Source organism: Parerythrobacter lacustris (assembly GCF_024626475.1).
In the GTDB taxonomy this organism is placed as follows: Bacteria; Pseudomonadota; Alphaproteobacteria; order Sphingomonadales; family Sphingomonadaceae; genus Parerythrobacter_A; species Parerythrobacter_A lacustris.
This window is the reverse complement of the sequence record NZ_JANKHH010000003.1, coordinates 166,812-189,464: the sequence shown is the minus strand read 5'-3', so window position 1 is coordinate 189,464 and position 22,653 is coordinate 166,812. Positions and strand designations below refer to the sequence as shown.

At 63.9% G+C, this 22,653-nt stretch carries 23 protein-coding genes, 1 tRNA gene and 1 pseudogene; 10 read left to right on the top strand and 15 right to left on the bottom strand.

Annotated features, from left to right (window positions below):
- The first annotated feature begins 20 nt into the window (after positions 1-20).
- Both NSO95_RS04330 and NSO95_RS04325 read left to right on the top strand, forming a co-directional pair.
- Complete coding sequence (locus NSO95_RS04330; RefSeq protein ID WP_257595359.1) at positions 21-1,340, top strand: pectate lyase; 1,320 nt, start codon at positions 21-23, stop codon at positions 1,338-1,340.
- A gap of 1 nt (position 1,341) precedes the next feature.
- Positions 1,342-1,737, top strand: coding sequence for a cupin domain-containing protein (locus tag NSO95_RS04325; RefSeq protein ID WP_257594930.1), 396 nt, complete (start codon positions 1,342-1,344; stop codon positions 1,735-1,737).
- Positions 1,738-1,743: 6 nt separating this feature from the next.
- Here the strand turns inward: NSO95_RS04325 and NSO95_RS04320 are convergent, their stop codons facing one another.
- From NSO95_RS04320 to NSO95_RS04300, 5 genes are all read right to left on the bottom strand, one after another.
- Positions 1,744-3,246, bottom strand: coding sequence for a carboxylesterase/lipase family protein (locus NSO95_RS04320; protein ID WP_257594929.1), 1,503 nt, complete (start codon positions 3,244-3,246; stop codon positions 1,744-1,746).
- Positions 3,233-4,258 (bottom strand): sugar kinase, encoded by a 1,026-nt coding sequence (locus NSO95_RS04315; protein WP_257594928.1) that lies wholly within the window; start codon positions 4,256-4,258, stop codon positions 3,233-3,235. Before NSO95_RS04315 ends, NSO95_RS04320 begins: the two co-directional genes overlap by 14 nt.
- Positions 4,255-5,028, bottom strand: coding sequence for a 2-dehydro-3-deoxy-D-gluconate 5-dehydrogenase KduD (gene kduD / locus NSO95_RS04310; RefSeq protein WP_257594927.1), 774 nt, complete (start codon positions 5,026-5,028; stop codon positions 4,255-4,257). Before kduD ends, NSO95_RS04315 begins: the two co-directional genes overlap by 4 nt.
- A 21-nt stretch (positions 5,029-5,049) precedes the next feature.
- Positions 5,050-5,682 (bottom strand): RpiB/LacA/LacB family sugar-phosphate isomerase, encoded by a 633-nt coding sequence (locus tag NSO95_RS04305; RefSeq protein WP_257594926.1) that lies wholly within the window; start codon positions 5,680-5,682, stop codon positions 5,050-5,052.
- Positions 5,683-5,810: 128 nt separating this feature from the next.
- Positions 5,811-6,836 carry a LacI family DNA-binding transcriptional regulator gene (locus NSO95_RS04300; RefSeq protein ID WP_257594925.1) on the bottom strand — a complete coding sequence of 342 codons (1,026 nt, stop codon included), beginning with the start codon at positions 6,834-6,836 and terminating at the stop codon, positions 5,811-5,813.
- 167 nt (positions 6,837-7,003) lie between these two features.
- Between NSO95_RS04300 and NSO95_RS04295 the strand changes: the two genes are divergently transcribed.
- Positions 7,004-7,780 carry a 2-keto-4-pentenoate hydratase gene (locus NSO95_RS04295; RefSeq protein ID WP_257594923.1) on the top strand — a complete coding sequence of 259 codons (777 nt, stop codon included), beginning with the start codon at positions 7,004-7,006 and terminating at the stop codon, positions 7,778-7,780.
- Between the two features lie 90 nt (positions 7,781-7,870).
- Here NSO95_RS04295 and NSO95_RS04290 read toward each other — a convergent pair.
- Together NSO95_RS04290 and NSO95_RS04285 are read right to left on the bottom strand one after the other, a co-directional pair.
- Positions 7,871-8,569, bottom strand: a pseudogene (locus NSO95_RS04290) (IS6 family transposase).
- Between the two features lie 118 nt (positions 8,570-8,687).
- Positions 8,688-8,777: transfer RNA gene (locus NSO95_RS04285), tRNA-Ser, on the bottom strand.
- A gap of 147 nt (positions 8,778-8,924) precedes the next feature.
- Here NSO95_RS04285 and hspQ point away from each other — a divergent pair.
- Entirely contained in the window at positions 8,925-9,305 is a 381-nt protein-coding gene (gene hspQ, locus NSO95_RS04280) for a heat shock protein HspQ (RefSeq protein ID WP_257594922.1), read from the top strand.
- A gap of 15 nt (positions 9,306-9,320) precedes the next feature.
- Positions 9,321-9,893: a hypothetical protein gene (locus NSO95_RS04275; protein WP_257594921.1), complete on the top strand. Its 573-nt coding sequence runs from the start codon at positions 9,321-9,323 to the stop codon at positions 9,891-9,893.
- On the opposite strand, the gene NSO95_RS04270 is transcribed toward NSO95_RS04275, so the two are convergent.
- Positions 9,883-10,749, bottom strand: coding sequence for an ABC transporter permease (locus NSO95_RS04270; RefSeq protein WP_257595358.1), 867 nt, complete (start codon positions 10,747-10,749; stop codon positions 9,883-9,885). The genes NSO95_RS04275 and NSO95_RS04270 overlap by 11 nt on opposite strands.
- 122 nt (positions 10,750-10,871) lie before the next feature.
- Here NSO95_RS04270 and NSO95_RS04265 point away from each other — a divergent pair, with 122 nt between their 5' ends.
- From NSO95_RS04265 to NSO95_RS04245, 5 genes are all read left to right on the top strand, one after another.
- Positions 10,872-11,549: a GcrA family cell cycle regulator gene (locus tag NSO95_RS04265; protein ID WP_257594920.1), complete on the top strand. Its 678-nt coding sequence runs from the start codon at positions 10,872-10,874 to the stop codon at positions 11,547-11,549.
- A 99-nt stretch (positions 11,550-11,648) separates the two neighbouring features.
- Positions 11,649-12,398, top strand: coding sequence for a molybdate ABC transporter substrate-binding protein (gene modA / locus NSO95_RS04260; RefSeq protein WP_257594919.1), 750 nt, complete (start codon positions 11,649-11,651; stop codon positions 12,396-12,398).
- Positions 12,395-13,096 carry a molybdate ABC transporter permease subunit gene (gene modB / locus NSO95_RS04255; protein WP_257594918.1) on the top strand — a complete coding sequence of 234 codons (702 nt, stop codon included), beginning with the start codon at positions 12,395-12,397 and terminating at the stop codon, positions 13,094-13,096. Before modA ends, modB begins: the two co-directional genes overlap by 4 nt.
- Positions 13,086-13,718, top strand: a complete 633-nt coding sequence (locus tag NSO95_RS04250; RefSeq protein WP_257594917.1) for an ATP-binding cassette domain-containing protein — start codon at positions 13,086-13,088, stop codon at positions 13,716-13,718. The genes modB and NSO95_RS04250 overlap by 11 nt, the downstream gene beginning before the upstream one ends.
- Before the next feature lie 30 nt (positions 13,719-13,748).
- Complete coding sequence (locus NSO95_RS04245) at positions 13,749-14,273, top strand: DUF1993 domain-containing protein (RefSeq protein WP_257594916.1); 525 nt, start codon at positions 13,749-13,751, stop codon at positions 14,271-14,273.
- A gap of 3 nt (positions 14,274-14,276) precedes the next feature.
- Here the strand turns inward: NSO95_RS04245 and NSO95_RS04240 are convergent, their stop codons facing one another.
- From NSO95_RS04240 to NSO95_RS04210, 7 genes are all read right to left on the bottom strand, one after another.
- On the bottom strand, positions 14,277-14,867 hold the full coding sequence (locus NSO95_RS04240) for a DUF3142 domain-containing protein (RefSeq protein WP_257594915.1): 591 nt from the start codon (positions 14,865-14,867) through the stop codon (positions 14,277-14,279).
- Positions 14,868-14,997: 130 nt separating this feature from the next.
- Complete coding sequence (locus tag NSO95_RS04235) at positions 14,998-17,160, bottom strand: PA5441 family protein (RefSeq protein ID WP_257594914.1); 2,163 nt, start codon at positions 17,158-17,160, stop codon at positions 14,998-15,000.
- Between the two features lie 97 nt (positions 17,161-17,257).
- Complete coding sequence (locus tag NSO95_RS04230) at positions 17,258-17,941, bottom strand: spermidine synthase (RefSeq protein WP_257594913.1); 684 nt, start codon at positions 17,939-17,941, stop codon at positions 17,258-17,260.
- Positions 17,942-18,087: 146 nt separating this feature from the next.
- Complete coding sequence (pnp, locus tag NSO95_RS04225) at positions 18,088-20,361, bottom strand: polyribonucleotide nucleotidyltransferase (RefSeq protein WP_257594912.1); 2,274 nt, start codon at positions 20,359-20,361, stop codon at positions 18,088-18,090.
- A gap of 259 nt (positions 20,362-20,620) precedes the next feature.
- The gene (gene rpsO / locus NSO95_RS04220) at positions 20,621-20,890 is read right to left on the bottom strand and encodes a 30S ribosomal protein S15 (protein WP_257594911.1); all 270 of its coding nucleotides are present in this window, start codon (positions 20,888-20,890) and stop codon (positions 20,621-20,623) included.
- A gap of 12 nt (positions 20,891-20,902) precedes the next feature.
- Positions 20,903-21,883, bottom strand: a complete 981-nt coding sequence (gene truB / locus NSO95_RS04215) for a tRNA pseudouridine(55) synthase TruB (RefSeq protein ID WP_436278023.1) — start codon at positions 21,881-21,883, stop codon at positions 20,903-20,905.
- Positions 21,884-21,951: 68 nt separating this feature from the next.
- Positions 21,952-22,638 carry a site-2 protease family protein gene (locus NSO95_RS04210; protein WP_257594909.1) on the bottom strand — a complete coding sequence of 229 codons (687 nt, stop codon included), beginning with the start codon at positions 22,636-22,638 and terminating at the stop codon, positions 21,952-21,954.
- Positions 22,639-22,653 lie beyond the last annotated feature (15 nt).

Sequence of the window (22,653 nt, the reverse complement as noted above, 5' to 3'; positions counted from 1 at the left end):
TGCGCGGTTTCATGAGCCTTATGGCAGGGGTATTCCTGCTTACTGTTGTTGTCCCGCAACAGCTCTGGGCCCATCCGGTCGATCCAACACGAGGGGGTGCCGGCGGGAAAATCATCCGGGTCACGACGCTGGCCAAGGACGGTCCTGGCAGCCTCGCCGAGGCACTAGCCGCGAGGGGCTCGCGCGTGATCGTATTCGAGGTTGGCGGCGCGATCGATCTCGAGCGCTCAAGTCTGTCGATTACCGAACCGCATGTCACTATCGCCGGACAGACCGCCCCTTCCCCCGGCATCACCATCCTGCGCGGCGGGATCGACGTGAAGACCCACGATGTGAAGCTGCAGCACCTGCGGGTCATTACCGGGGCAGACGGGCAAGCGAAGCGCAGCGGGTGGGAAGCCGATGCCTTTTCCACGGTCGCCGCCAAACGCGTGGTGGTGGAGAACTGCACCTTCCTGTGGGCGATCGATGAGAACATGTCCGCCTCGGGCCCTCGCTTTACCGGTGAGACGGTGGAGGAATGGCGTGCTGGCACCAGCAGCGACATCGTTTTCCGCCTTAACCTCGCGGCGGAGGGGCTCGCCGATTCGAGCCACCCCAAGGGAGAACATTCCAAAGGTTCGCTGGTCCACGACAACGCCATCGGTATCGTGTTCGACCGAAATGTCTGGGCGCACAATGTCGAGCGCAGCCCGCTGGTGAAAGGCGGCGCGCAGGTGCTGATGGTCAACAACCTGATCTACAACCCGCAACACCGCGCCGTGCATTACAACCTGATGGACCTCGAATGGGCCGGACACACGCCCGTAACCGGAGAGATCACCGCTATCGGCAATGTCATGCGTGGTGGCAACGATACCAATGAAGGCCTGCCTTTCCTGATGCTGGGTGGCGTCGGTGACCTCGCCTTTTTTGGCCGGGACAACCGCGCAGTCGACCTGCACGGCAATCCGCTGCCCCTGTTCGGGCGCTATGGCGAAACCGGTGCGAAGCTGATTGAACCCGAAGCCCCGCTGGCGGATCTGAACGGTTACGACATTCTGCCGTCCGACTCGGTCGAGACCACCCTGCTTGCCACCGCCGGGGCGCGGCCATGGGATCGCGGCAGCGAGGAGATCCGCGTCCTGTTCTTCATTGCCGAAGGGCGGGGCGAGATCATCGATGACGAGAGCGAAGTTGGCGGCTATCCCGCCGTTGAATCGACCGCCGCTCCTTTCATCGAAAAGGACTGGAACCTCTCTACGATGACCCCGCGCGCAGGCCTTTACCCCGGCCAGAAACCGGGCGCTCAGGAACATCTATCGCCGCGCGATCGCGAAATGCGGGCAGGGAACAAATAGCATGTTCTGGCCGCTCCTCCTGCTGGTTCAGGCACCGCCGATGGTGGTAATCGACGAGGTCGATACCGAAGTGCGCGAGGCACCGCCGCACGGCGCAATCGGCATGTCTACCGCATTCCGCATCAGCGATGCTGCGCCACAACCGCGAACGATGGAGTTCCGCCGCCGCGTGCTCGATGTCGGTGCAGCCATCGGGGAACACCCGATCGCGCATGACGAGGTCTACTACGTCACCTCCGGTCGCGGGATCGTGACTTCGGACGGTGTCGAGGCCGAATTGACGCCTGGCATGGCGGCCTATCTCTACGACGGGGCGGTTGTTGGGATTAGGCAGGTCGGCGACGAGCCGCTTTCGATCATCATCGCCTACCCGGTGGCGCCGAAGCCCGCCGAGTAGCGCAGCCTAGCTACCCGGCTGGATGTAGGGCACGCGGGCGAACAGCTCGCGCTCCCATTGGCGCGGATCGCTGTCGACGCGGCTCACCGTGTCGAAGACCATCGTGTTGCGGCTCGTCAGGTCGTAAGTCGCCCAGCCCGGATTTCCCGTGCGCGCGAATCGGACGAAGCTGTCCATCACGGTGTCGGACATTGCTTGCTGCGAAGGCGTTGGATCAGGGATGGTCCCGAACGACAGCGCGATGTCGTCAGTGTGTTTCGCGTCCTCGAAATCCAGTTGATAGACCCACGTCCGATCGGCGGCGGACGACAGGGCACGCGCCTCCGCCTCTTCCACCTGTCCCCGCCAGCTGCGCGCAGCGGTGACGATGCGGTGGAACAGCTCCAGCGGCGGCGCGGCCGGATAGCGGGCGCGAAACTGCCCGACCACCCAGTTGGGTTCGATATCGATCCGCATCTGCGGGGCAATCCGATCGGCCAGATTGTTCATCTCGAGCCCTGCGATGGGCGGCTTGTCCGCGGCATAGAAGGCGCGCGTTTCCATCACCGTATTGCCGAGCAGCATCGGGATGTGCGCCGACTGTGCCGGTGCGTCGGGCCAGAACGGGTGGCGGTGCAAATGCACCATGTCGAGCACCGGGCCCATATAGACCCCGCCACCCAGAATCGGATCGGTGGCGCTGAGCGCCGCAACAAGCCGATCGACCGGCGCGGTCTCAGGATCGATGCCCTCGCCCAGCTCCGCCTGTAAAGCTTCCGCCCGTTTGGTGGCGTTGAGCGGACCGCTGGCGGTCACCTGCTGGCCGCTCATGGTGATCGCCTTGTGAAACAACCCTACCGCCTCGGGCATGGCCATCAGCGTGGCTATTTTCGCCCCGCCGCCGGATTGTCCGAACACGGTGACATTGCCCGGATCGCCGCCAAAAGCCGCAATGTTTCGCTGGACCCATTGCAACGCGCAGATGAGGTCGAGCTGGCCGTTGTTGCCGCTGCCGGGAAACCGGTCGGGCAGGTAGAGATAGCCCAGCGCATTGAGCCGATGGTTGACCGTGACTACCACGACGTCGCCGCGATGGGCCAGCCTTGCACCGTCGTTGGCCGGATCGGTGACCGAGCCGGTCGAATAGGCCCCACCGTGGATGTAAACCATCACCGGGCGCGGTTCTGCACGCGTCTTTGGCTGCCACACATTAAGGAACAGGCAGTCCTCGCTCTGCGGCAGGTAGACATCCCCGCGCTGCGGGGACGCGGGGCCGAACACTCCGGCGAGGATCGGCTCGGCGCTGGGGGGCTCGGCGACGGGTGGTCGAAAGCGATCGGCCCTCGCGTAACGTATCCCGCGATAGCCCGCGACCGGAACCGTAGGGTCGGGCCAATAGCCGATGATTCTTCCAGCCGGTGCCAGAACTTCCGGTGAGAAGATTGTGATCGCCCTTGCGCTGCTGGCGGCGGCTAGCGCGACACCGCCTGCCAGGACGGCCCGCCGGCTGAAACCGTCAGCGGCTGACATCGGCCCCTGCGGGATCGAACGCCTCCAGCTCTGCCCGGGTCACGCAGATCGTGTCCCCGGCAACCCCATGCTTCATCACCGCGAGCGCCAGCCCGGTCTTGGCCATCTCCTGCGCGCTGCCACCCTCAAGCCAGCGGAGCAGCACCCCGGCAGCATAGGCGTCGCCGGTGCCGATCCGGTCGACCACCGGGTCGATCCGTACCTCGTCGGTCTGCCAGTGGCTATCGCGCAGGTCGACCCGCCCGGCCAGCCGCTGCGCGGTCGAGCTGTCGACGTGGCGCGCGGTCGAGGCAATCAGTTGCAGTTGCGGAAAGGCTTCGAAGGCGGCTTCGGCTGCCTCGCGCCGCCGGTCGGGGCCATCGCCGGAAAAGTTCTTCCCCAGCAGAAGCGAGATGTCGCGGTGGTTGCCTATGAGGATCGTCGCTTCGCTGACCAGTTCGTTGAGAACTGCGCGCGGGTCACAGTCCCATGCATCCCACAGATTGGCGCGGTAGTTGCCGTCGAAGCAGACGGGCACACCGGCATCGCGCGCGGCCGATATGGCGGCTCTGGCCAGCTTGACACCGGACGGGCCAAGCGCTGGGGTAATGCCTGACATGTGCAGCAGGTCTGCGCCTGCCAGCGTGCGGGCAAAATCGAGCTGCTGTGGGCCGGCATGGACGAAGGCACTCCCCGTCCGGTCGTAGGTGACACGCCCGCCGATCGGGCCGGAGGGCGGCTCGAAGAAATAGATGCCCAGCCGGCCAGCCGCTTGTAGGATATGGCTTGTATCGACCCCCGCCTCGCCGAGCGCAGCAATGGCACGGCGCCCCAGCGGGTTGTCGGGCAGCACCGTCAGCATGCGCGTCGGTCGGCCAAGTCCGGCCAGCGCGACCGCAACATTCGCCTCCGCCCCGCCTACAACGAGGTCGAGATGATCGGTCCGCGCCAGCGGCGTGCCCGCAGGGGGCGAAAGCCGCAGCAGCATCTCGCCGAAACAGACGACCGGCCCAGGGTCGCCCCACCCGCTCATCGCGCCAGCCACCCGCCGTCGACGGCAAGGATGTGTCCCTGAACGTAATCCGCCGCCCTGCTGGAAAGGAACACAGCCGCCCCGCCGATGTCGGAAGGATCACCCCAGCGACCTTCGGGAATGCGCTCCATGATCTGGCGGTTGCGGGTCTCGTCGGCCTGCAGCGCCGCCGTATTGTTGGTTGCGATGTAGCCGGGGGCGATGGCGTTCACATTGATGCCCTTCGTAGCCCACTCGTTGGCCAGCAGCTTGGTCAGCCCCCCGACCCCGCTTTTCGACGCGGTATAGCTTGGCACGCGAATGCCGCCCTGGAAGGTGAGCATCGAGGCGATATTGACGATCTTGCCGCGGTCGCCCGACTGGCTGGCCCAATCGACCATATGCCGCCCGACCGCCTGGGTGAGGAAAAACAGCACCTTGAGATTGGTGTCCATCACCGCGTCCCAGTCCGCTTCCGTAAATTCGAGCGCGTCCTCACGTCGGATGATGCCCGCATTGTTGACGAGGATATCGATCCGCCCCAGCGCCTCGACCGCCTGCGCCACCACATCGGCGACCGGCGCGGTGGATGAGAGGTCGGCACGGATCTGCACCGCCTTGCGGCCTTCGCTCTCGACCAGCGCCAGTGTTTCGCTGGCAGCACTGCGCCCGACCAGAGCGAGATCCGCCCCGGCTCGCGCCAGCGCCACCGCGATGCCTTGTCCGATACCGGTGTTGGCACCGGTGACCATCGCTTTGCGACCGGCCAGGTCGAATGGGTTGCCTGCCATCTTGCCCGCCCCCGTTTCGACTCAGAGGTTGCGCAGGTAAGCGCTGATCGCCTCGTCCTGCGAATTGGAATAGAAGTATTCGGCAAACCTCTCCCCCGCAATGGCCGAACGCAGCAGGTTCTGGTCGACATTCTTGAGCACCGTCAGCATATCGTAACAGGCTGCAGCCTTGAGGTCCTTCAATATCCCGCGATTGGTGCGCATGATCTCCGCCCGCTCCTTGGGGTAGCCCGCGCCACCCTCGTTTTCGAGGATCTTGCGATAGCAATCCTGCAGATTGAGCTCGGCCGCCCAGCCGAAGCCCTTGGCATAGGGCATCGACATGCAATTACCGTCGTTGATCTGACTGAACAGGAAGGCATCGGTCGGATCGATCACCAGGCCGCAGAAGACACCGGGCATGGAATTGCACGCCAGCATCGAACCCATGCCGGTTCCACAACCGGTAATGACGAAATCCGCAGCCTTCGAATTGAGCAGGATGCCCGCGAGCAGCCCGTTCATGACATAGGTGAGTTGAGCGTCGTCTTCCGCAGTGTACATGCCGTAGTGGAACACCTCATGCCCGAGTGGCTCGGCCACGCTGGTCAGTGCTTCGTGGACGATGCTGCTCTTGGCAGCCTGGCTGTTTTCGATAATCAGCGCGACTTTCATGGATAGCCTTTCTCTGGCTCGGCTCGAGCCTGTCTGGAATGGTCCGGTCCAAGCTGCAAGTCTGCGGTTTGGAAACCGGTGTCATTTTTGCTTTAGCGCCACTCGCATGCCCTTTTCAACCGTACAGTTCAGAATTTGTCGGGGGGAGGCGCGACCGACTGGCGTTGAACCAGCCGTGCGGGGAAGATGTAATCCTGCGCGCGCTCGTCAGCAGGCGCGACGAGTTTGAGAGCAGCGGCCTTCGCCATTTCGCGGATCGGCCAGCCGACCGTGGTCAGCGGTGGCCAGATATGAGCAGCTATCGGGGAATCGTCGAAACCAATGATGGAAAGGTCCGCCGGGACGCTGACCTTGCGCTGGCGCGCGGCATGCAGCGCGCCCGCTGCCATTTCGTCATTGCTGCAAAAAATGGCGGTCGGTCGCTGCTCGCGGTCGAGCAGCTGACCGGCGGCATCAAGCCCGGATTCGAAACGGTAAGTTCCCTGCGCGACGAGCTCTGCGGGGACCGCCAGCCCATGCTTCCGCATCGCCGCCATGAAGCCCTCGGAGCGTTCCAGTGCCGAGCGGAAGCCCTCCGGACCCTTGATGATTCCGATCCGGCGATGACCCGATTCGACAAGGTAGTCGACCGCGCTTTCAACCATCTCGCGATCATTCGAGGCGACGATGTGCTCCTCGTCATCGAGTGGGGCCGAACCCATGCGGACATAACCGCAGCCCATCTCCCGGCACAACGCGGCCAATTCGTCGTTCTCGGAAATCGGCGGCAGAATCAGCACACCGTAAAGACGCTGTTGCTCGAGAAAGTGACGGATATCTTCGAGCATTTTCGGCGAATGCCGATCCACCGGACGGACAACCAGCGCGAACTCGGTATCGCGAATTGCGTCGAGCACGCCTTCCTGGAAATTCAGCACTGTTTGCGCGTTGGGGTTGTCATGCAGCAATCCGAGCAGAAAGTTCCGCCGCAGCGCGAGTGCTCGCGCCTGCGGATTGGGGACATAACCCAGTTCAGCAATGACCGCCTCGACCTTCTTGCGGGTATCCTGCTTGAGCAACGCCGAGCGATTGATCACGCGGCTGACGGTCTTCTTTGACACGCCGGCAGCGCGAGCCACGTCGTTGATCGTCGGCGTCTTGTTCGAACTGGCCATAATGATCTCTAGCACTCCCCGTGTGACGGAAACGACATCGTCATGCGCTATCCCCCGAAAGGATTCATATAGGTGCGGCCTCGCAGTGGCCACGGAAAATACACTTTGACACCGGTTTCCTATCTCGTAAAAGTCCGGCTCGAAAAGAGGATCGGGAAGGGATCAGGGTGACTGTCGAGGCGCGCGAAATCGCGAATGCTTTTGTCGAAGCGCGTCGCAGCGGGGCTGCAATCGCCCGATATCCGGGCGAACGCCCGACGGACCTCGAAACCGCATATCAGATTCAGGACTGCGCGCTTTCGCTCTGGAACCGAGAAATCGGCGGCTGGAAGGTTGGCAGGATCAACCCTCCCATGGACACGATCTTGGGCACCAACCGGTTGGCCGGGCCCGTATTTGCCGATCTGGTCCACACTGCCAGCGACGCACCGGCTCGGTTCAAGGTATTCGGCGGCGGATTCGCTGCAGTCGAGGCGGAATTCATGTTACGGATTGCGCCGGTCGCAGCATCACTGCCCACCAACCCGCAGCAAGCGATGATGTGGATCGACGAGATCCGGATAGGCATCGAAGTCGCATCCTCGCCTTATGCTGCAATCAATGTGGATGGGCCTTGCGTGACGGTATCCGACCACGGGAACAATGCCGGGCTCCTCCTTGGTCCTGTCGTCCCCCGCGAACTTTGGCCCCATCTCGACGAGATCGGCGTTTCGACCGACATTGACGGCTTACTTGTCGGCGAGGCCACTACTGCGACAATGTTGGACGGCCCATTCGGCGCTGTGGCATTCCTTCTGGATAATCTGCGCCAGCGCAGGATCGCTCCACAGGCAGGTTGGTGGATTTCGTCAGGAGCGATTACCGGCGTTCATGAAGTCGCTGGTGGTCAGTCGTCCGCAGCCAGCTTCGAAGGGGTTGGAACGGTATCCGTCATCATTGAATGACTCTACTGCGAGCTGTCAGTCTAATCGCAACTCGTCTCCGATTGGCGAAACTGCCCCCAGCCCAGCTTCGGTTCGGGCCATCAGGTTCTGTCACTCAGCCAGGGCGGCTGAGCGGGCGGTCTTGTAGGTCTGTCTTTTGGTAAGGTGGCGAACAAGATTGAAGTGGTTGTGGACGTTGGCATGGACCGAGGCGAACTTCTGTAACGACTTCATCTGTCGGAACCGGAGCATCGCCCGCCCTCGCCGCCGGAACGGGAGGTGGCTGTTCTCCACCCGGTTGTTGGCCCAGCGTCCCACCTCCTGCTTGCCGGTGTTGCCTAACTCACTCATCGCTGCCTTGTAGGAGCGTAAGCCGTCAGTGGTGATCTCCGCTGGCGGGCCGTGGCGCTTAAGAGCCTTCTTCATGAAAGCGAGAGCTGCCTTCTTGTCGCGGGTCTTGGTGACGTAGCTCTCGAGTACCTCGCCTTCCTGGTCGACTGCGTGTCACAGGTAGTGCATCTCTCCATTGATCTTCACGTACACCTCGTCGAGGTGCCACCTCCATTGTCGGAAGCTCTTCATCCGGCTGACCCTTTGCCTTCTAACATCGGCTGCGAACGGAGGACCGAACCTGTTCCACCACAGCCGCACGGTCTCGTGGCAGATGTCGATCCCGCGCTCGGCCAGCAGGTCTTCGACGTTCCGCAGGCTGAGCGGGAAGCGCCCGTACACCATCACCTCGAGGCGGATGATCTCGGGTGACAAATTGAAATAGCGGAACGGGCTGGCAGGCTTCTTCGGTCGAGGCATGGCCGAGCCCTACCCTGCCCAGTTCAATTTGCTAGCGGTGCAATTGCTTTGATAAGACCTGCCTGTTCTGCGGGCTCGCGGCGCGGTCCTGATAACAGAGACTAGTGCTAGGGGTGTGTGGCGGAGAGGGAGGGATTCGAACCCTCGATACGGTTGCCCGTATACCGCATTTCGAGTGCGGCGCATTCGACCACTCTGCCACCTCTCCGCGAAGTGCAGCCCTTGCCCGGGCCGGTCGAAGGCGCGCGGTTAGCCCAAGGCCCGTCGCTTGCCAAGCCCCTTCGGCATGCGAAGCGGGGACGATCGGGGCAGATCGCTTGTTTTGCACCTGCGAACAGCTATATTTGTCGAAGTCATGGAACGCAGTCGCTTCTTTTCCCATCAGGCCGGTCGCACGATCGAAGTGCCGATGCATGCCCGCGCGCGCTTCGGCATCGGGGATGTTGTGCGCCACCGCTTGTTCGACTTTCGCGGGGTTGTGTTCGACATCGACCCGGTCTTCGCCAACAGCGAGGAATGGTACGACGCGATTCCCGAGCATATCCGGCCCGAACGTGAACAGCCTTATTACCATCTGTTGGCCGAAAACGAAGACAGCTCTTACGTCGCTTATGTGAGCCAACAGAACCTGCTGCCCGATCCCGACGGCGGCCCGATCGACCACCCCAACGTAGCGGAACTGTTCGAGCAGTTCGCCAATGGGCGCTACCGGATGCGCCGCTCGCTGACCCACTGATAGACGGAAGGGGGAATGGACGAGTGGCAGGGTCCTGACCCGTTCGAGGCTGAATTCCGCAAGATGCTTCAGCCGGGTGAACGGCTGCTATGGCATGGTCGCGCCATGAAGCCGAAGCTCGCCCCGGGCTGCGCACAATTCGGTTTCGGCATCGCGTTCACCGGTTTCGCCCTGTTCTGGACTTCGCTTGCCTGGCTCTTCGCCCGTGCCGGATCGCAGCAGGATTCGATGTCCTATTGGTTTCCGTTCTTCGGCATCCCATTCATTCTCGTCGGGCTTTGGTTGCTGGTCAGCCCGCTGCTCGGGCGAGTGGCGGCAGGAAAGACCGCTTTTGCGATAACCAGCCACCGGGTGCTTCGCCTTTTCATCGGCAAGGGTACGATGAGCGAGGACATCGCGGTGGGCGACATTGCCGGGATCGAAAGCACCGCGGCTGCCGACGGGGGCGGAACGCTGGTACTGCGGATGCGCGGCGATGGTACGGCGCAGTTCGCAAACGGGTTTATTCTGGGCGATATTGCGGATGTCGCCACGGCGGAACGTCGCCTGCGCGAAGCAATGCGCAATGCGCGATCGCTCAATCCTTGAGCTTCCAGCCGGATCTGAGCACGCGATAGACGAGGAACGCCAGCACGAGATTGAACGCCAGCAAGCCCAGCGCGGCATGCGATACGGCGAGGTCGGTATTGCCGATATCGCTCTGCCCCAGGAACCCGTAGCGGAAGCCCGAAATCACGTAGAAGAACGGATTGGCCCGACTGATCGCCTGGAACGCGGGCGCAAGATTGTCGATCACGTAGAAGGTGCCGGATAGCAGCGAGAGCGGCGCAACGATGAAATTGGTGACTGCGGCGTTGTGATCGAATTTTTCCGCCCAGATGGAGGTGAGCAGCCCCATGAGCGCCAGCATTACCGCCCCCATCAGGCCGAACCAGACAATTGCCCACAGATGCGGCGCAGCAAGGTCGACCCCCGGGTAGAACGCCATCGCCAGCGCTACCGCACCCCCGACCATCGCCGCGCGGGTTACTGCCGCGCCGACAATGCCCGCCATCAGCTCGCCGTCGGACAGCGGCGGCATCAGCAGATCGATGATCGTGCCCTGGATCTTGCCCCCGAGCAGGGTGAAGGACGAATTGGCAAAGGAATTCTGCATCATGCCCATCACGATCAGGCCGGGCGCGACGAAGGTGGCGAACGGGACGCCCAGCACTTCGCGCCCTTCACGGCCCAGTGCGACGGTAAAAATCACCAGAAACAGCAGCGTTGTCACCGCCGGGGCCCAGATCGTCTGGGTCTGGACCTTGAGAAACCGGCGAACCTCCTTAATATAGAGGCTCCACAAACCGATGCGGTTGATGCCTGTAAACACGGGCACCCCCCGCGGCGGCAGCCGGTTCCCTTCGCCGGATGCTTGCTGCACGGGTTCGACCGGCTCGGGCATTGACGAATTCTCTGCGGTGCGGGCTTGATCGGCCATAGGGGCGCGCCTAGGGCGATTGGCTTGTGCTGGCAAGCCGACGCTTTGTTTCGCGCCCGATACCTGAACATGGATACTATGATAGAATGAGCTGGACAGACGAACGGATCGCCACGCTGAAGAAGATGTGGGAAGGCGGCTCGACCGCCAGCCAGATCGCCGACGAGCTTGGCGGAGTGTCGCGCAATGCGGTGATCGGCAAGGCGCACCGCCTGGGGCTGAAGTCACGCCCGTCTCCGGTAAAGGCAAACGAGAAACCGGTTGCCAAGGCCCCGGCCAAGGCCGCTGTTCCCAAGAAGGTGGTTGCCAAGCCGACACCGCGGCCGGTCGCTGCCCCTGCCGAGCCGCCTGTGGCTGCGCCTGCACACCAGCAGACCTCCAGTGCCCCCAATCAGTCGCAGCCGATGCCCAATCCCGCTCCGGACCTTCCACGGATCGTGTCGGTCGGCCCTGGCGGGTTTTTGCGGCAAGGACCCGGTGACCAGCAGGCGCCGATCCCGCCCGCGCCGCCGCGCCGGCTGGTGCCCGCGAAGCCCGATCCTTCGATCGCCGACAAGACCAGCCTGCTCGACCTGAACGACAAGGTCTGCCGCTGGCCGATGGGCCACCCGGGCGAACCCGATTTCCATTTCTGCGGCGTAGCGGTGAACCCCGGCTTCCCCTATTGCGTCGAGCATTGCGGGCGCGCCTTCCAGGCACAACTGCCGCGCGGCGCGCGCCGCCCCCCACCTCCGTTGCCGTTCGGCGGACCACGGGTCCGCTGACAGAGGAAAGATCCTAGGCCGGGGGCCGCAGTCGACATCGATTGCGGCCCCCGCTTTATCCCCCTCGACATCGCCAGTAGCCTCGGCAAGAAGGGCCGCATGTTTCGCGGCCTTCTTGCCTTGCTCTTCTCGCTCTTCGCACTGGTCTCCTGCGCGCCATCCGAGCCCAAGGGTCCGGTCGTACTGGCCGCGTCGAGCCTTCAGGCACCGCTGGAGGAACTGGCCGAGCAATGGCGGGCGAGCGGAAGGCCTCCACCGGTGCTTTCGTTTGCCTCTTCGCCAGCCCTCGCGCGGCAGGTGCAATCCGGTGCCCCGGGGGACATCTTCATCAGCGCCGACCGTGAATGGATCGACTATCTCGCCCAGCAAGGCGACCTCGACGAAGCCGGTCTGCGCACCATCGCTTCCAACAGCCTTGTCCTCGCACGCCACGACGACGGAACGTCGATCTCGCGGGAAGAGGTCCTCTCGCAGCTCGGCGAAGTCCCGCTGGCCACGGGTGACCCTGAAACAGTCCCCCTCGGGCGCTATGCAAGGCAGGCGCTGACCAGCGAGGGGCTGTGGGACAAGGCGGAAAGCAGCATTGTCCCCACCCAATCGGCGCGCGCTGCGATGGTGCTGGTCAAACGGGGCGAGGCGCCGCTGGGCATGCTCTACGCCAGCGACGTTGCGGAGGAAGCGGATCTTGAAACGGTGCTGGCCTTCAGCCGCGACAGCCATGACCCGATCGATTATATCGCCATGATCCTCCCCGCCAGCGGACACCCGGATGCGCGCGGCTTCCTCGAATTTCTCGCTTCACCCAAGTCGGCTGCCGTGTTTGCACGTCACGGCTTCAAACGTCCGTGATCGCACCGCTCAGCGCCGAAGAATTGGGCATTATCGGGCTGTCGCTGAAAGTGAGCCTGGTGGCGGTCGCAGCCACCCTGCCGGTTGCCTATGCGCTCGCTTGGCTGCTTGCCCGCAAACGGTTCCCGGGGCGTGTGTTGCTCGACGCGTTCGTTCATCTTCCGCTGGTCGTACCACCGGTGGTCACCGGTTACATCCTGCTCATCCTGTTCGGGCGGACCGGTCCGATTGGCAGCTGGCTCGAGGCACAGTTCGGGCTGTCGCTTGCCTTCCGCTGGACCGGGGCGGCGCTTGCTGCGGCGGTCATGGCCCTGCCCCTGATGGTGCGGGCCATGCGGCTGTCGATCGAGATGGTCGACCAGCACCTGATCGATGCGGCGCGCACGCTTGGGGCCACTCGCTGGCACGCCTTCCGCACCATCACGCTGCCCCTGTCGCTGCCGGGCATCCTCGCTGGAACGGTGCTCGGCTTCGCGCGCAGCATCGGCGAATTCGGGGCGACGATAACCTTCGTCTCCAGTATCCCGGGCGAAACGCGCACCCTGCCGCTCGCCATCTACAGCGCGCTGCAAATCCCCGGAACGGATGTCGTCGTGGCGCGGCTGGTGGTGCTCTCGATCATCCTGTCGCTTTTCGCCTTGCTGGTGAGCGAGTGGCTGATCCGGCGCAGCGGCGGAAAGGGTGCCCATGTCCTTTGACCTGCGCATCAAGAAGCGGATCGGCGAGCGGTCGATCGACCTTACGATGAGCGACAGCGCCGGGCTGGTGGCGCTGACCGGACCCTCGGGCGCGGGGAAGACCACCGTGCTCAACTGCATTGCCGGGCTGATGGTGCCTGACGACGGCCACATCGCGATCGGCGGCAGGACGCTGTTCGACCGGGCCTCCCACACAAACCTGCCGCCTGAGGCGCGGAGTTGCGGCTATGTGTTTCAGGACAGCCGCCTGTTTCCGCACCTCACCGTCGTCCGGAACCTCGCCTATGGCGAGGCGCTGGCATCCTCGGAGGATCGCTGGATCGATCTGATGGAAGTGGCATGCCTGCTCGAGATTGCTGACCTGCTCGACCGCCACCCCGCCAGTCTGTCCGGCGGCGAAACCCGCCGGGTGGCGATCGGACGGGCACTTCTTGCCGCTCCGCGCTTCCTGCTGCTGGACGAGCCGCTGGCATCGCTCGATCCCGCGCGCGGCGAGCAGGTCTTGCAGTGCGTCGAGCGTATCCGCGACGAGCTGGGCCTGCCGATGCTTTATGTCAGCCACGATGCCGCAGAGGTCGCCCGTCTGACCGACAGGGTGGTCGAGCTGCCACTCGCCCGCTAAGCCGATTCTCACAGCCAACAGGAGATTTCCATGCCACTTTCCCTGCGCGACGCACTGATTCCCGGATGGTTGCAAGTGACCGCCTCGGTCCGCGCGCTGGTCGACAAGGCGGAGGTCTGGTGCGAGGAGAACGACCAGCCTGCTCGCGAACTGCTCGATGCCCGGCTGGCCCCCGACATGCTGCCCTTCGCCTATCAGGTGAAGAGCTGCTGGACCCATTCGGCGCATGCCCTCGATGGAGCGCACGTGGGGCAATTCATCCCGCACATGGACCCGCCACCCGACAGCTTCGAGGCCTTGCGGGATCTGCTCGACCGCTCGAAGGCCGCACTCGAAGCGGTCGACGCGGACACTCTCGATGCGCTGGCGGGCAACGACATGGTCTTCACCATCGGCGACAAGTTCCGGCTCGACTTCACCGTGCAGGATTTCCTGCTCGGCTTTTCGCAGCCCAACTTCTATTTTCACGCCGCAACCGCCTACGACATCCTGCGCATGAAGGGGCTGGCGATCGGTAAGCGCGACTATCTGGGCGCGCTGCCGGTCAAGGGCTGACGCTTATCGGTCCCGCCGGAACCGCTCGGCGAGCAGGAACACGACGTAGCCGCGAAAATCGGGATCGCTCGCCAGATGCTCCGGCGCGGCCCATTCGCCGTCTTCGACCACCGCCACGCGATAGGGCATTCGTAGCCGCTTCGCCGCCGCGAGATAGCGCGGATATTCGGGGATCGTGGTGGTCCCGGCGTAGGTCTGGATGACGATCTCGTCGAGCGCGCCGCGCATCGCGGCGAGGTCCGCTTCGGAGGCGTTGGCCGGCCAGTCCATCAGCCCGGTGGCTGAAAGCTTGAGGTTTCTGGGTAGCCGATTGCGTATGTCGGCGAGGAAGGCCGCATAGTTGCGCAGTTCGCCGGTCGAGGAATCGAAATCGATCTGCACCCCGGTCAGGCGGCCATCGCGGTCCCAGCTGCGCGCGGCATCGAACAATTGCCCGTACGCTGCCTCGGACCAGTCGAGCCGGTCGGCGCGGACGACAAGCCACAACTCGCCGGTCCGCGCGGTCGGCACGGTGCGCCGCATCGCCACGATCCGCGTGGGATCACCGCGCTGCAATTCACCCCATAACAGATAGACTGCCTCGGCCTGCGCCATGTCCGGACGCGGCTCGACCCCGCTCCACAGATAGAACGCGTCGTATTCGGCGGGGTCGACGCGCTGCGGACCCGAATCGGCTGGCCCGCAGGCCGCGAGCAGCAGGGCCGCGACGAGCGCAGCCCAGCGCCTACCAGAAATACTTCAGCTCCTTTGCCCACGACGTGTCGCCATAGTCGCGCTTGAGCGTCTTGAACCATGCTTCGCGCTGGCTTTTCGCGACCCCGTCACCACCGCCGCAGGTGTTGGTGTTGGCAGGCGCATAGCAGCGGATCGCCCGATAGAGCGCATAGGCGCGCTGTTTCTTCGTCGCACCCCGTTCCGCCATGATCGCGGTGTAGAAATCGTGCCGCGGGGTCGCCTTGCCGGGGTAGTTGTCGCTGCTTCCCAACGCCGGGGGCAGGCCTGCGGCTTCTTCCCAGCGATACTCGAACTGGAAGTCGTCGAACCCATTCAAACGATAGAATTCCCCTAGACACAGCCGCCCGTCGACATCCTTGGGATTGCGTGCCAGCGCCGCTGCCGTCTTGTCGATCGACGGGCAGGTATAGCCATCAGACCATTCGCCCGCGGTGAACAGGTTGAGCGGCGGGTTCACGTCATCGATCACGTTCCACAGGCCATACTCGTTCTCCCCCGGCAGCGGGAATTGCGCGGCGAAGGGGAAATCCTCCCCGAACCCGGCATATTGCCCGTGCTGCAACTGGCGCAGCAGCGCGGTGAACAGGGCAAAGGCGCGTTCCGGCTGCGGCGCGGAGGTCGAACGAATCTGCCGTTTCAAAACCTCCGGCCCGGCGGAATTACCCAGCAGCATGCGCCGGATGCGGCTGTCGGTGACGGGCGATCCTTCGGCGAAGACCTTGTCCACCTTGCCCTGCTGTTCCCACAGCCGCGCCAGCGCCAGTTCAACCGCCGGGCGCTGCCACATGCCCTTCGCGCCGCCGATCAGTTCGAGCCAGAAGCCTTCCTCGTTGGGGTCCTTCAGCGCATGCAGCGCCAGCCCGCGCAGGTACTGGCGACTGAACGCAAGCGGGGTGTAACTGTCCCGCTTCGCATCGTCCGGCAGAAGGTCGCGTACCGCGCGGTAATCCTTGGTAACATAGAAGGCGTGATTGGCCTTGAGGAAGGCATAGAGGTCGGGATGTTCGGCAAAGGTGGTGGCCTGCGCGGCGAGCTCCTGTGCGGTGAGCCCCCTCGCGCCGTATTCGCGCTGCGCCTCGTCGTATTGCCAGCTGCGCATCCGCATCAGATCGTCGGCGGCCAGCAGCAGCGCGCTGTCGAGCGCGGGTTCGTTGCTGCGGGTCAGATATTTGTCGTCGAGTTCCTCGACCAGCCGCGCGGTCTGTTCGGCAGTCGGGTCGGCATCCTGCAGCAGTTCCCCGTAGATTGTGCCAAGCTTGCCATACTCTCCCTGCAACCACAGCGCCTTGCGGATCAGGCCCTTGGCGGAGGCGGCGTAGCGCCCTTCCGGATATTTCGCGAGATAGGCGCGGAATTGGTCCTCCGATCGCTTGGCCGCCGCCCGGTTGGCCTTTTCGGTATCGAACCAGCCCCATTCGTCGTCACCCGACTCGATCGCTTCATTGAGCGCCGTGCGCGCAACCATGTAGTTCGCGGTTTCGGTCAGCCACGGGTCGATGCTGCCATCGCGGAGCTTCGCGTAATATTCCCCCGCCCTGCCCCATTCGCCGCCGTAGAAGCTGGCCGAGGCTTCGAGATAGGTCATGAATCCCATCGCCGCATCGCCGATGCCGTTGGTTCCGATATTGACGAAGTAGCCCCCGTCTTCGGGCAACTTGACCGAACCCGGGCCTTCTTCGCAGGTCCCATCCACCTGGCCGCGCGAAGCGGTCAACAACTCGCGATCCGATGCCTTCAGTGCGCTCGCGCCGTCGAGTGCCGCAAGGAAGGCCGCCCGGCCGGTCTGGACCGTCTGGCAACGGTCGCCGCCGTAGATCGACCAACCGTCCCCGCCCGATTCCTCATCGAGCGGCGGCAGCGGGAACCACGCTTCGCGCAGGTTCTGCCAGCGGAAGAAGTTGCGTCCGTAGAAGGTGTACCACTCGAGATCGGGATAATCGCGCCCCGACCCGTCGAGATCGGCCTGGTCGAGCAGCAAGAGGTAGAGATTGACCCGCGAATCGTTGCCGGGGGAGATCGCGATCTGGCTGGTGCAATCGAGGTCCGGGTTCTCGGGCCGCCACGATGGCCGGCAGTAATCGCCGCTCGCCAGCGCCGGTGTCGCCCATGCGCATGCGACCAGAGCACCCAATACCCATGCCGATCTCTTCATCGGAAAATTCCTCCCTGCTTGCCCAGCATGGACTGTTTCTCACACCGATGATGAATTACGCAAGAACAAGGAATTGGCGCTGTGGGGATATGTCCGGCTAGCGCGCGCGCGTGGCAAACCAGATGGTGTGGTGCGGACCTTTGTTGTTGGGCCGCGCGCGGACGGTCTGCACGTCGACCTCCAGCCCGGCATCCTTGAGCCTGCCGGTGAACTTGTGGTCGGGTGCCGCAGACCACACCGCCAGCACCCCGCCCGGACGCAGGGCATCGCGCGCGCGCCCGATACCGGTGCGGGTATAGAGCCGTTCGTTGCCGTCGCGCACGATACCGTCGGGGCCGTTGTCGACATCGAGCAGGATCGCGTCGTAACCTGCGGTGGTGCCATCCACCGCATCGTCGATCAGCGCGGCGACGTCGGCCAGCACCACCTCGCCGCGCGGATCGTCGAGGCAAGCGCCGGTCAGATGCGCCAGTGGCCCCCTCGCCCAGTCGAGGATTTCCGGCACGACTTCGGCCACCACGATCCGCGCTTCGGCAGGTGCATGTTCGAGCGCCGAGCGGAAAGTGAAGCCCATGCCATAGCCGCCGATCAGCACGCGCGGCTTCGGCACTTGCAGCCGTTCCAGCGTCAACCGTGCCAGCTGCTCCTCGCTGAACTGCATCCGCGTGCCCATCAGCTCGTCACGCCCGAGCATGATGATGAAATCGCGCCCGTGGCTGACGAGGGTCAATTCGTCGCCACCGGGGATCTGCGCCGTGGCAAGGGTTTCGCGGGGTAGCATGGGTGGTTCCTAGAAACGAAAAGGGCCGCCCTGTCGAGCGGCCCTTCTCAGTTTCTACCGTCATCCCAGCGGAAGCTGGGATCGCTCTCCATCTAGGGCGAGCTTGCGGCACGAGACCCCAGCTTGCGCTGGGGTGACGCGCCGCGTCAGTCCTTCAGGAAGTCGGGAACGTGGTTGTCCCCGCCGCCGTCACGACCGCGGCCGCCGTCGCGGCGTCCGCTGCGGTCATTGCCGCGATCGCGGTTGCCGCGCGGGCCCCGACGGTCGCCGCGATCGCCCCGGTCACCGCGCGGTTCGCGCGGTTCGCGCGGCGGGCGGGTGTCTTCCAGCTCTTCACCGGTTTCCTGGTCGACCACGCGCATCGACAGGCGGACCTTGCCGCGCTGATCGATCTCGAGCACCTTGACCTTCACTTCCTGCCCTTCGGACACGACGTCGGTCGGCTTCTCGACCCGCTCGTTCTTCATTTCGCTGACATGGACGAGACCGTCCTTGCCGCCCATGAAGTTCACGAACGCCCCGAAATCGACGATGTTGACCACCTTGCCGTCATAGATCTTGCCGACTTCGGCCTCTTCCACGATTCCGCTGATCCACTTGCGGGCAGCTTCGATCTGGCTGAGGTCGGACGAGGAGATCTTGATCAGGCCTTCGTCATCGATGTCCACCTTGGCACCGGTTTCGGCGACGATCTCGCGGATCACCTTGCCGCCCGTGCCGATGATGTCGCGGATCTTCGACTTGTCGATCTGCATGGTCTCGATGCGCGGGGCATGGGCCGACAGTTCGCTACGGGCAGAGCCGAGCGCCTTGGTCATTTCACCCAGGATATGCGCGCGGCCACCCTTCGCCTGATTCAGCGCGGCTTCGAAGATCTCGCGGGTAATCCCGGCGACCTTGATGTCCATCTGCATCGTGGTGATGCCTTCGGAGGTCCCGGCCACCTTGAAGTCCATGTCGCCCAGGTGATCTTCGTCACCCAGAATGTCGGACAGCACGGTGAACTCTTCGCCTTCGAGGATCAGGCCCATCGCGATACCCGAAACCGGGCGCGTGATCGGAACGCCCGCATCCATCATCGACAGCGCGCCGCCGCAGACGGTCGCCATCGAGGAGGAACCGTTGGACTCGGTAATGTCCGAGACCACGCGGATCGTGTAAGGGAAGTCTTCCTTGCTCGGCAGCACCGCCTGAAGCGCGCGCCATGCGAGCTTGCCGTGGCCGGTGTCGCGCCGCGAGGGCGCACCGAAACGGCCCACTTCGCCGACCGAATAGGGCGGGAAGTTGTAGTGCAGCATGAAGTTCGAGTAGCTCAGGCCTTCCAGCCCGTCGATCATCTGCTCGCTGTCCTTGGTGCCCAGCGTGGTGGTGCAGATCGACTGCGTTTCACCGCGAGTGAACAGCGCCGAACCATGGGTGCGGGGCAGGAAGCCGACCATGGCTTCGATCGGACGGACCTGGTCGACCTTGCGCCCGTCGATGCGTGTGCCGTCCTTCAGGATCGCGCCGCGCACGATGTCCGCCTCGACCTTCTTGACCGACTTGATCGCGACCATCTGGGTCTGCGCATCTTCCTCGGCAAATGCGGCCTTGGCCTTGTCGCGGGCGGCATTGAGCGCGTCCGAGCGGGCCGACTTGTCGGTCAGCTTGTAAGCGGCGGCAATGTCCGCACCGATCAGGTCCTTGAGCTTCGCCTTGATCGCCGAATTGTCGCTCACGGTGACTTCCCACGGCTCCTTGGCGGCCTTCTCGGCCAGGTCGACGATCAGATTGACGACCTTCTTGCACTCGTCATGCGCGAACAGCACCGCGCCGAGCATGATTTCCTCGTCGAGTTCGCGAGCCTGCGATTCGACCATCATCACGGCATTGCCGGTTGCGGCGACGACGAGGTCGAGGTCACCGGCGGCAGCTGCGTCCTGACGCGGGTTGAGGGTGTATTCACCGTCGACATAGCCGACGCGAACCGCACCGATCGGGCCCATGAACGGGACACCCGAAATGGTCAGCGCTGCCGAAGCCGCGATCATCGCGAGAATGTCGGGCTCGCACTCGCCGTCGAACGACAGCACCTGTGCGATCACGTTGATCTCGTTGTAGAAGCCTTCGGGGAACAGCGGGCGAATGGGGCGGTCGGTCAGGCGGGAGACCAGCGTTTCCTTTTCCGTCGCGCCGCGTTCGCGCTTGAAGAAGCCGCCGGGGATCCGGCCGGAGGCGAAGAACTTTTCCTGATAGTGAACGGTCAGCGGGAAGAAATCCTGGCCTTCCTTCACGGTCTTGGCGGCGGTCACGGCGCACAGCACCACGGTTTCGCCATAGGTGGCCAGAACTGCACCGTCAGCCTGACGGGCAATGCGGCCGGTTTCGAGGGTGAGGGTCTTGCCGCCCCACTCCATCGATACGGTTTTCGTGTCGAACATGTATTTTCCTTCTGACCCGCGTGCCATATTGCAGCGCGGGGCCTCATATTCCGGTCAATCCGTCCCGGTCCGGTGTGGGGCCTTGTTCTGCCCCAAGGCACGCTTCACCGAATTGTGAAGTCCTGCCCCTAGTCGTCATCCCAGCGAAAGCTGGGATCGGTTCGATCTGTGTCGGAGCTTTCGGCCCGCGATCCCAGCTTTCGCTGGGATGACGCAGATGGACGAAGGGGCGACCAACTGGCCGCCCCTCCGGAAACTCTTATTTACGAAGACCCAGCTTCGCGATCAGAGCATTGTAACGCTCCAGATCCTTGCGCTTGAGGTAAGCCAGCAGGCTCCGGCGCTTGTTGACCATGGCCAGCAGGCCGCGGCGCGAGTGGTTGTCCTTGTGGTGATCCTTGAAGTGCTCGGTCAGATTGCGGATCCGCTGCGTGAGGATCGCGACCTGCACTTCGGGGCTGCCCGTGTCGTTCGACTGGCGGGCGTTGTCCTGGATGATCTGCGTCTTGACTTCGGGTGCTACCGACATTTGTGTTCTCTCTTACTCAGCGACATCGGGAAGGTTGAACCCCCGCACGACTTTCATCGCGCCACCTTCGAGTTCGACCAGCGCCACCGGAACGCTGTCCAGCTTCGCGAGGTAGAGCCCATCGGCATGGGGCATTTCCGTAACGACCCGGCCCTGGCGGACCGCCTGCGCACTAACGGAGTTGAGGTTCAGAGCCGGGATGTCGTCCAGCCCCGCCTCGAGCGGCAGGAGGAGGTCTTGAAGTGGCGCGCCCTTACCGATTTCGTTCAGATTGTCCAGCGAAATCGCCTGTTCTTCGCGGAACGGGCCGGCCTTGGTACGCCTGAGATAGGTGACATGGCCCACGGTTCCAAGGGCATGGGCGATATCGCGGGCTAGGCTGCGGATATAGGTGCCCTTGGAGACATGGGCGACGAGGGTGACGCATTCCTTCCTCGCCGAGGGCGGGGGGCCATCCGCAGGATGGAGGAGGGGCAGGTCGAGCTTAGCGAAACCCGTCTGCGTCAATTTTTCGGTACGTGCCCCTCCACCAGCTACGCTGGTCCCCCTCCCCGTTCCGAGGAGGAATGTAAGCGAATGCACCGTCACCGCGCGCGTCTTCAGCTCCACCGCTTCCCCGGCCCGCGCGAGATCGTAGGCGCGCTTGCCGTCGACCTTGAGCGCGGAATAGACGGGCGGAACCTGCTCGATCGGCCCGGTGAAGCGCGGCAGCACCGCCGCGATTTCGTCCATCGTCGGGCGGTGGTCCGACCGGTCGACCACTTCGCCTGCGGCGTCGAGCGTGTCGGTCTCCTCACCGAACTCGATCGTAAACTCATAGACCTTGTTCGCATCGAGCATGCGGCCCGCCAGCTTGGTCGCTTCCCCCAGCGCGATCGGCAGCACACCTTCCGCCTCAGGGTCGAGTGTGCCGCCATGGCCAACCTTCGCCTTGGCATAGCCGCCTTCGCGCAGGTTGCGCTTGACCGCGCCGACCGCCTGCGTCGAGCCCATCCCGCGCGGCTTGTCGAGGATCAGCCAGCCCGAAATCACAGGGCGCGGGGCAGGCTTGCCGCCTTGCGTCACGCCCCGGGCGCGCCGCCGCCCGCAATCGCGCTGGTCAGCGCCAGATACTTCTCCAGTGCCCATTCGACGGGCAGACCGATGGTGTTGCCGATGATGTTCCACTGCGGGAACACCCAGGTCGCCGCGATCAGCACGATCAGCACCAGCATACCCACCTGCTGAAACTTGGCCCAATGTACCGCCGCCGAACGCGGCAGCAGGCCCTCGACGATATGCCCGCCATCGAAGGGCGGGATCGGCAGCAGGTTGAAGATCGCGAGGAACAGGTTGATCAGGATGAAATAGAACAGCCCGTTGGCAACCAGGCTGTCGGCATCCACCCCATTGGAGCCGAGCACTCCGAGGCCGATCGCCCCAACCAGCGCGAGCAGGAAGTTCATCCCCGGCCCCGCCGCCGCCACCGCCATCATTCCGTAGCGCGGATTGCTGAGCCGGTTCTTCATCACCGGCACCGGCTTGGCCCAGCCGAAGATCGGCCCGCCCAGCAGCCACAGCGCGCCCGGCACCACCAGCGTCCCAATCGGGTCGACATGCTTGATCGGGTTGAAGGTCAGCCGCCCCTGCATCTTGGCAGTCGGATCGCCGAGCATATTGGCGACCAGCCCGTGCGCGACCTCGTGAAACACGATCGCGACCACGAGGCACGGGATCACGATGATCGCGAGGAGAATGGTGTCGGTCATGCCGCGCTAGATAGG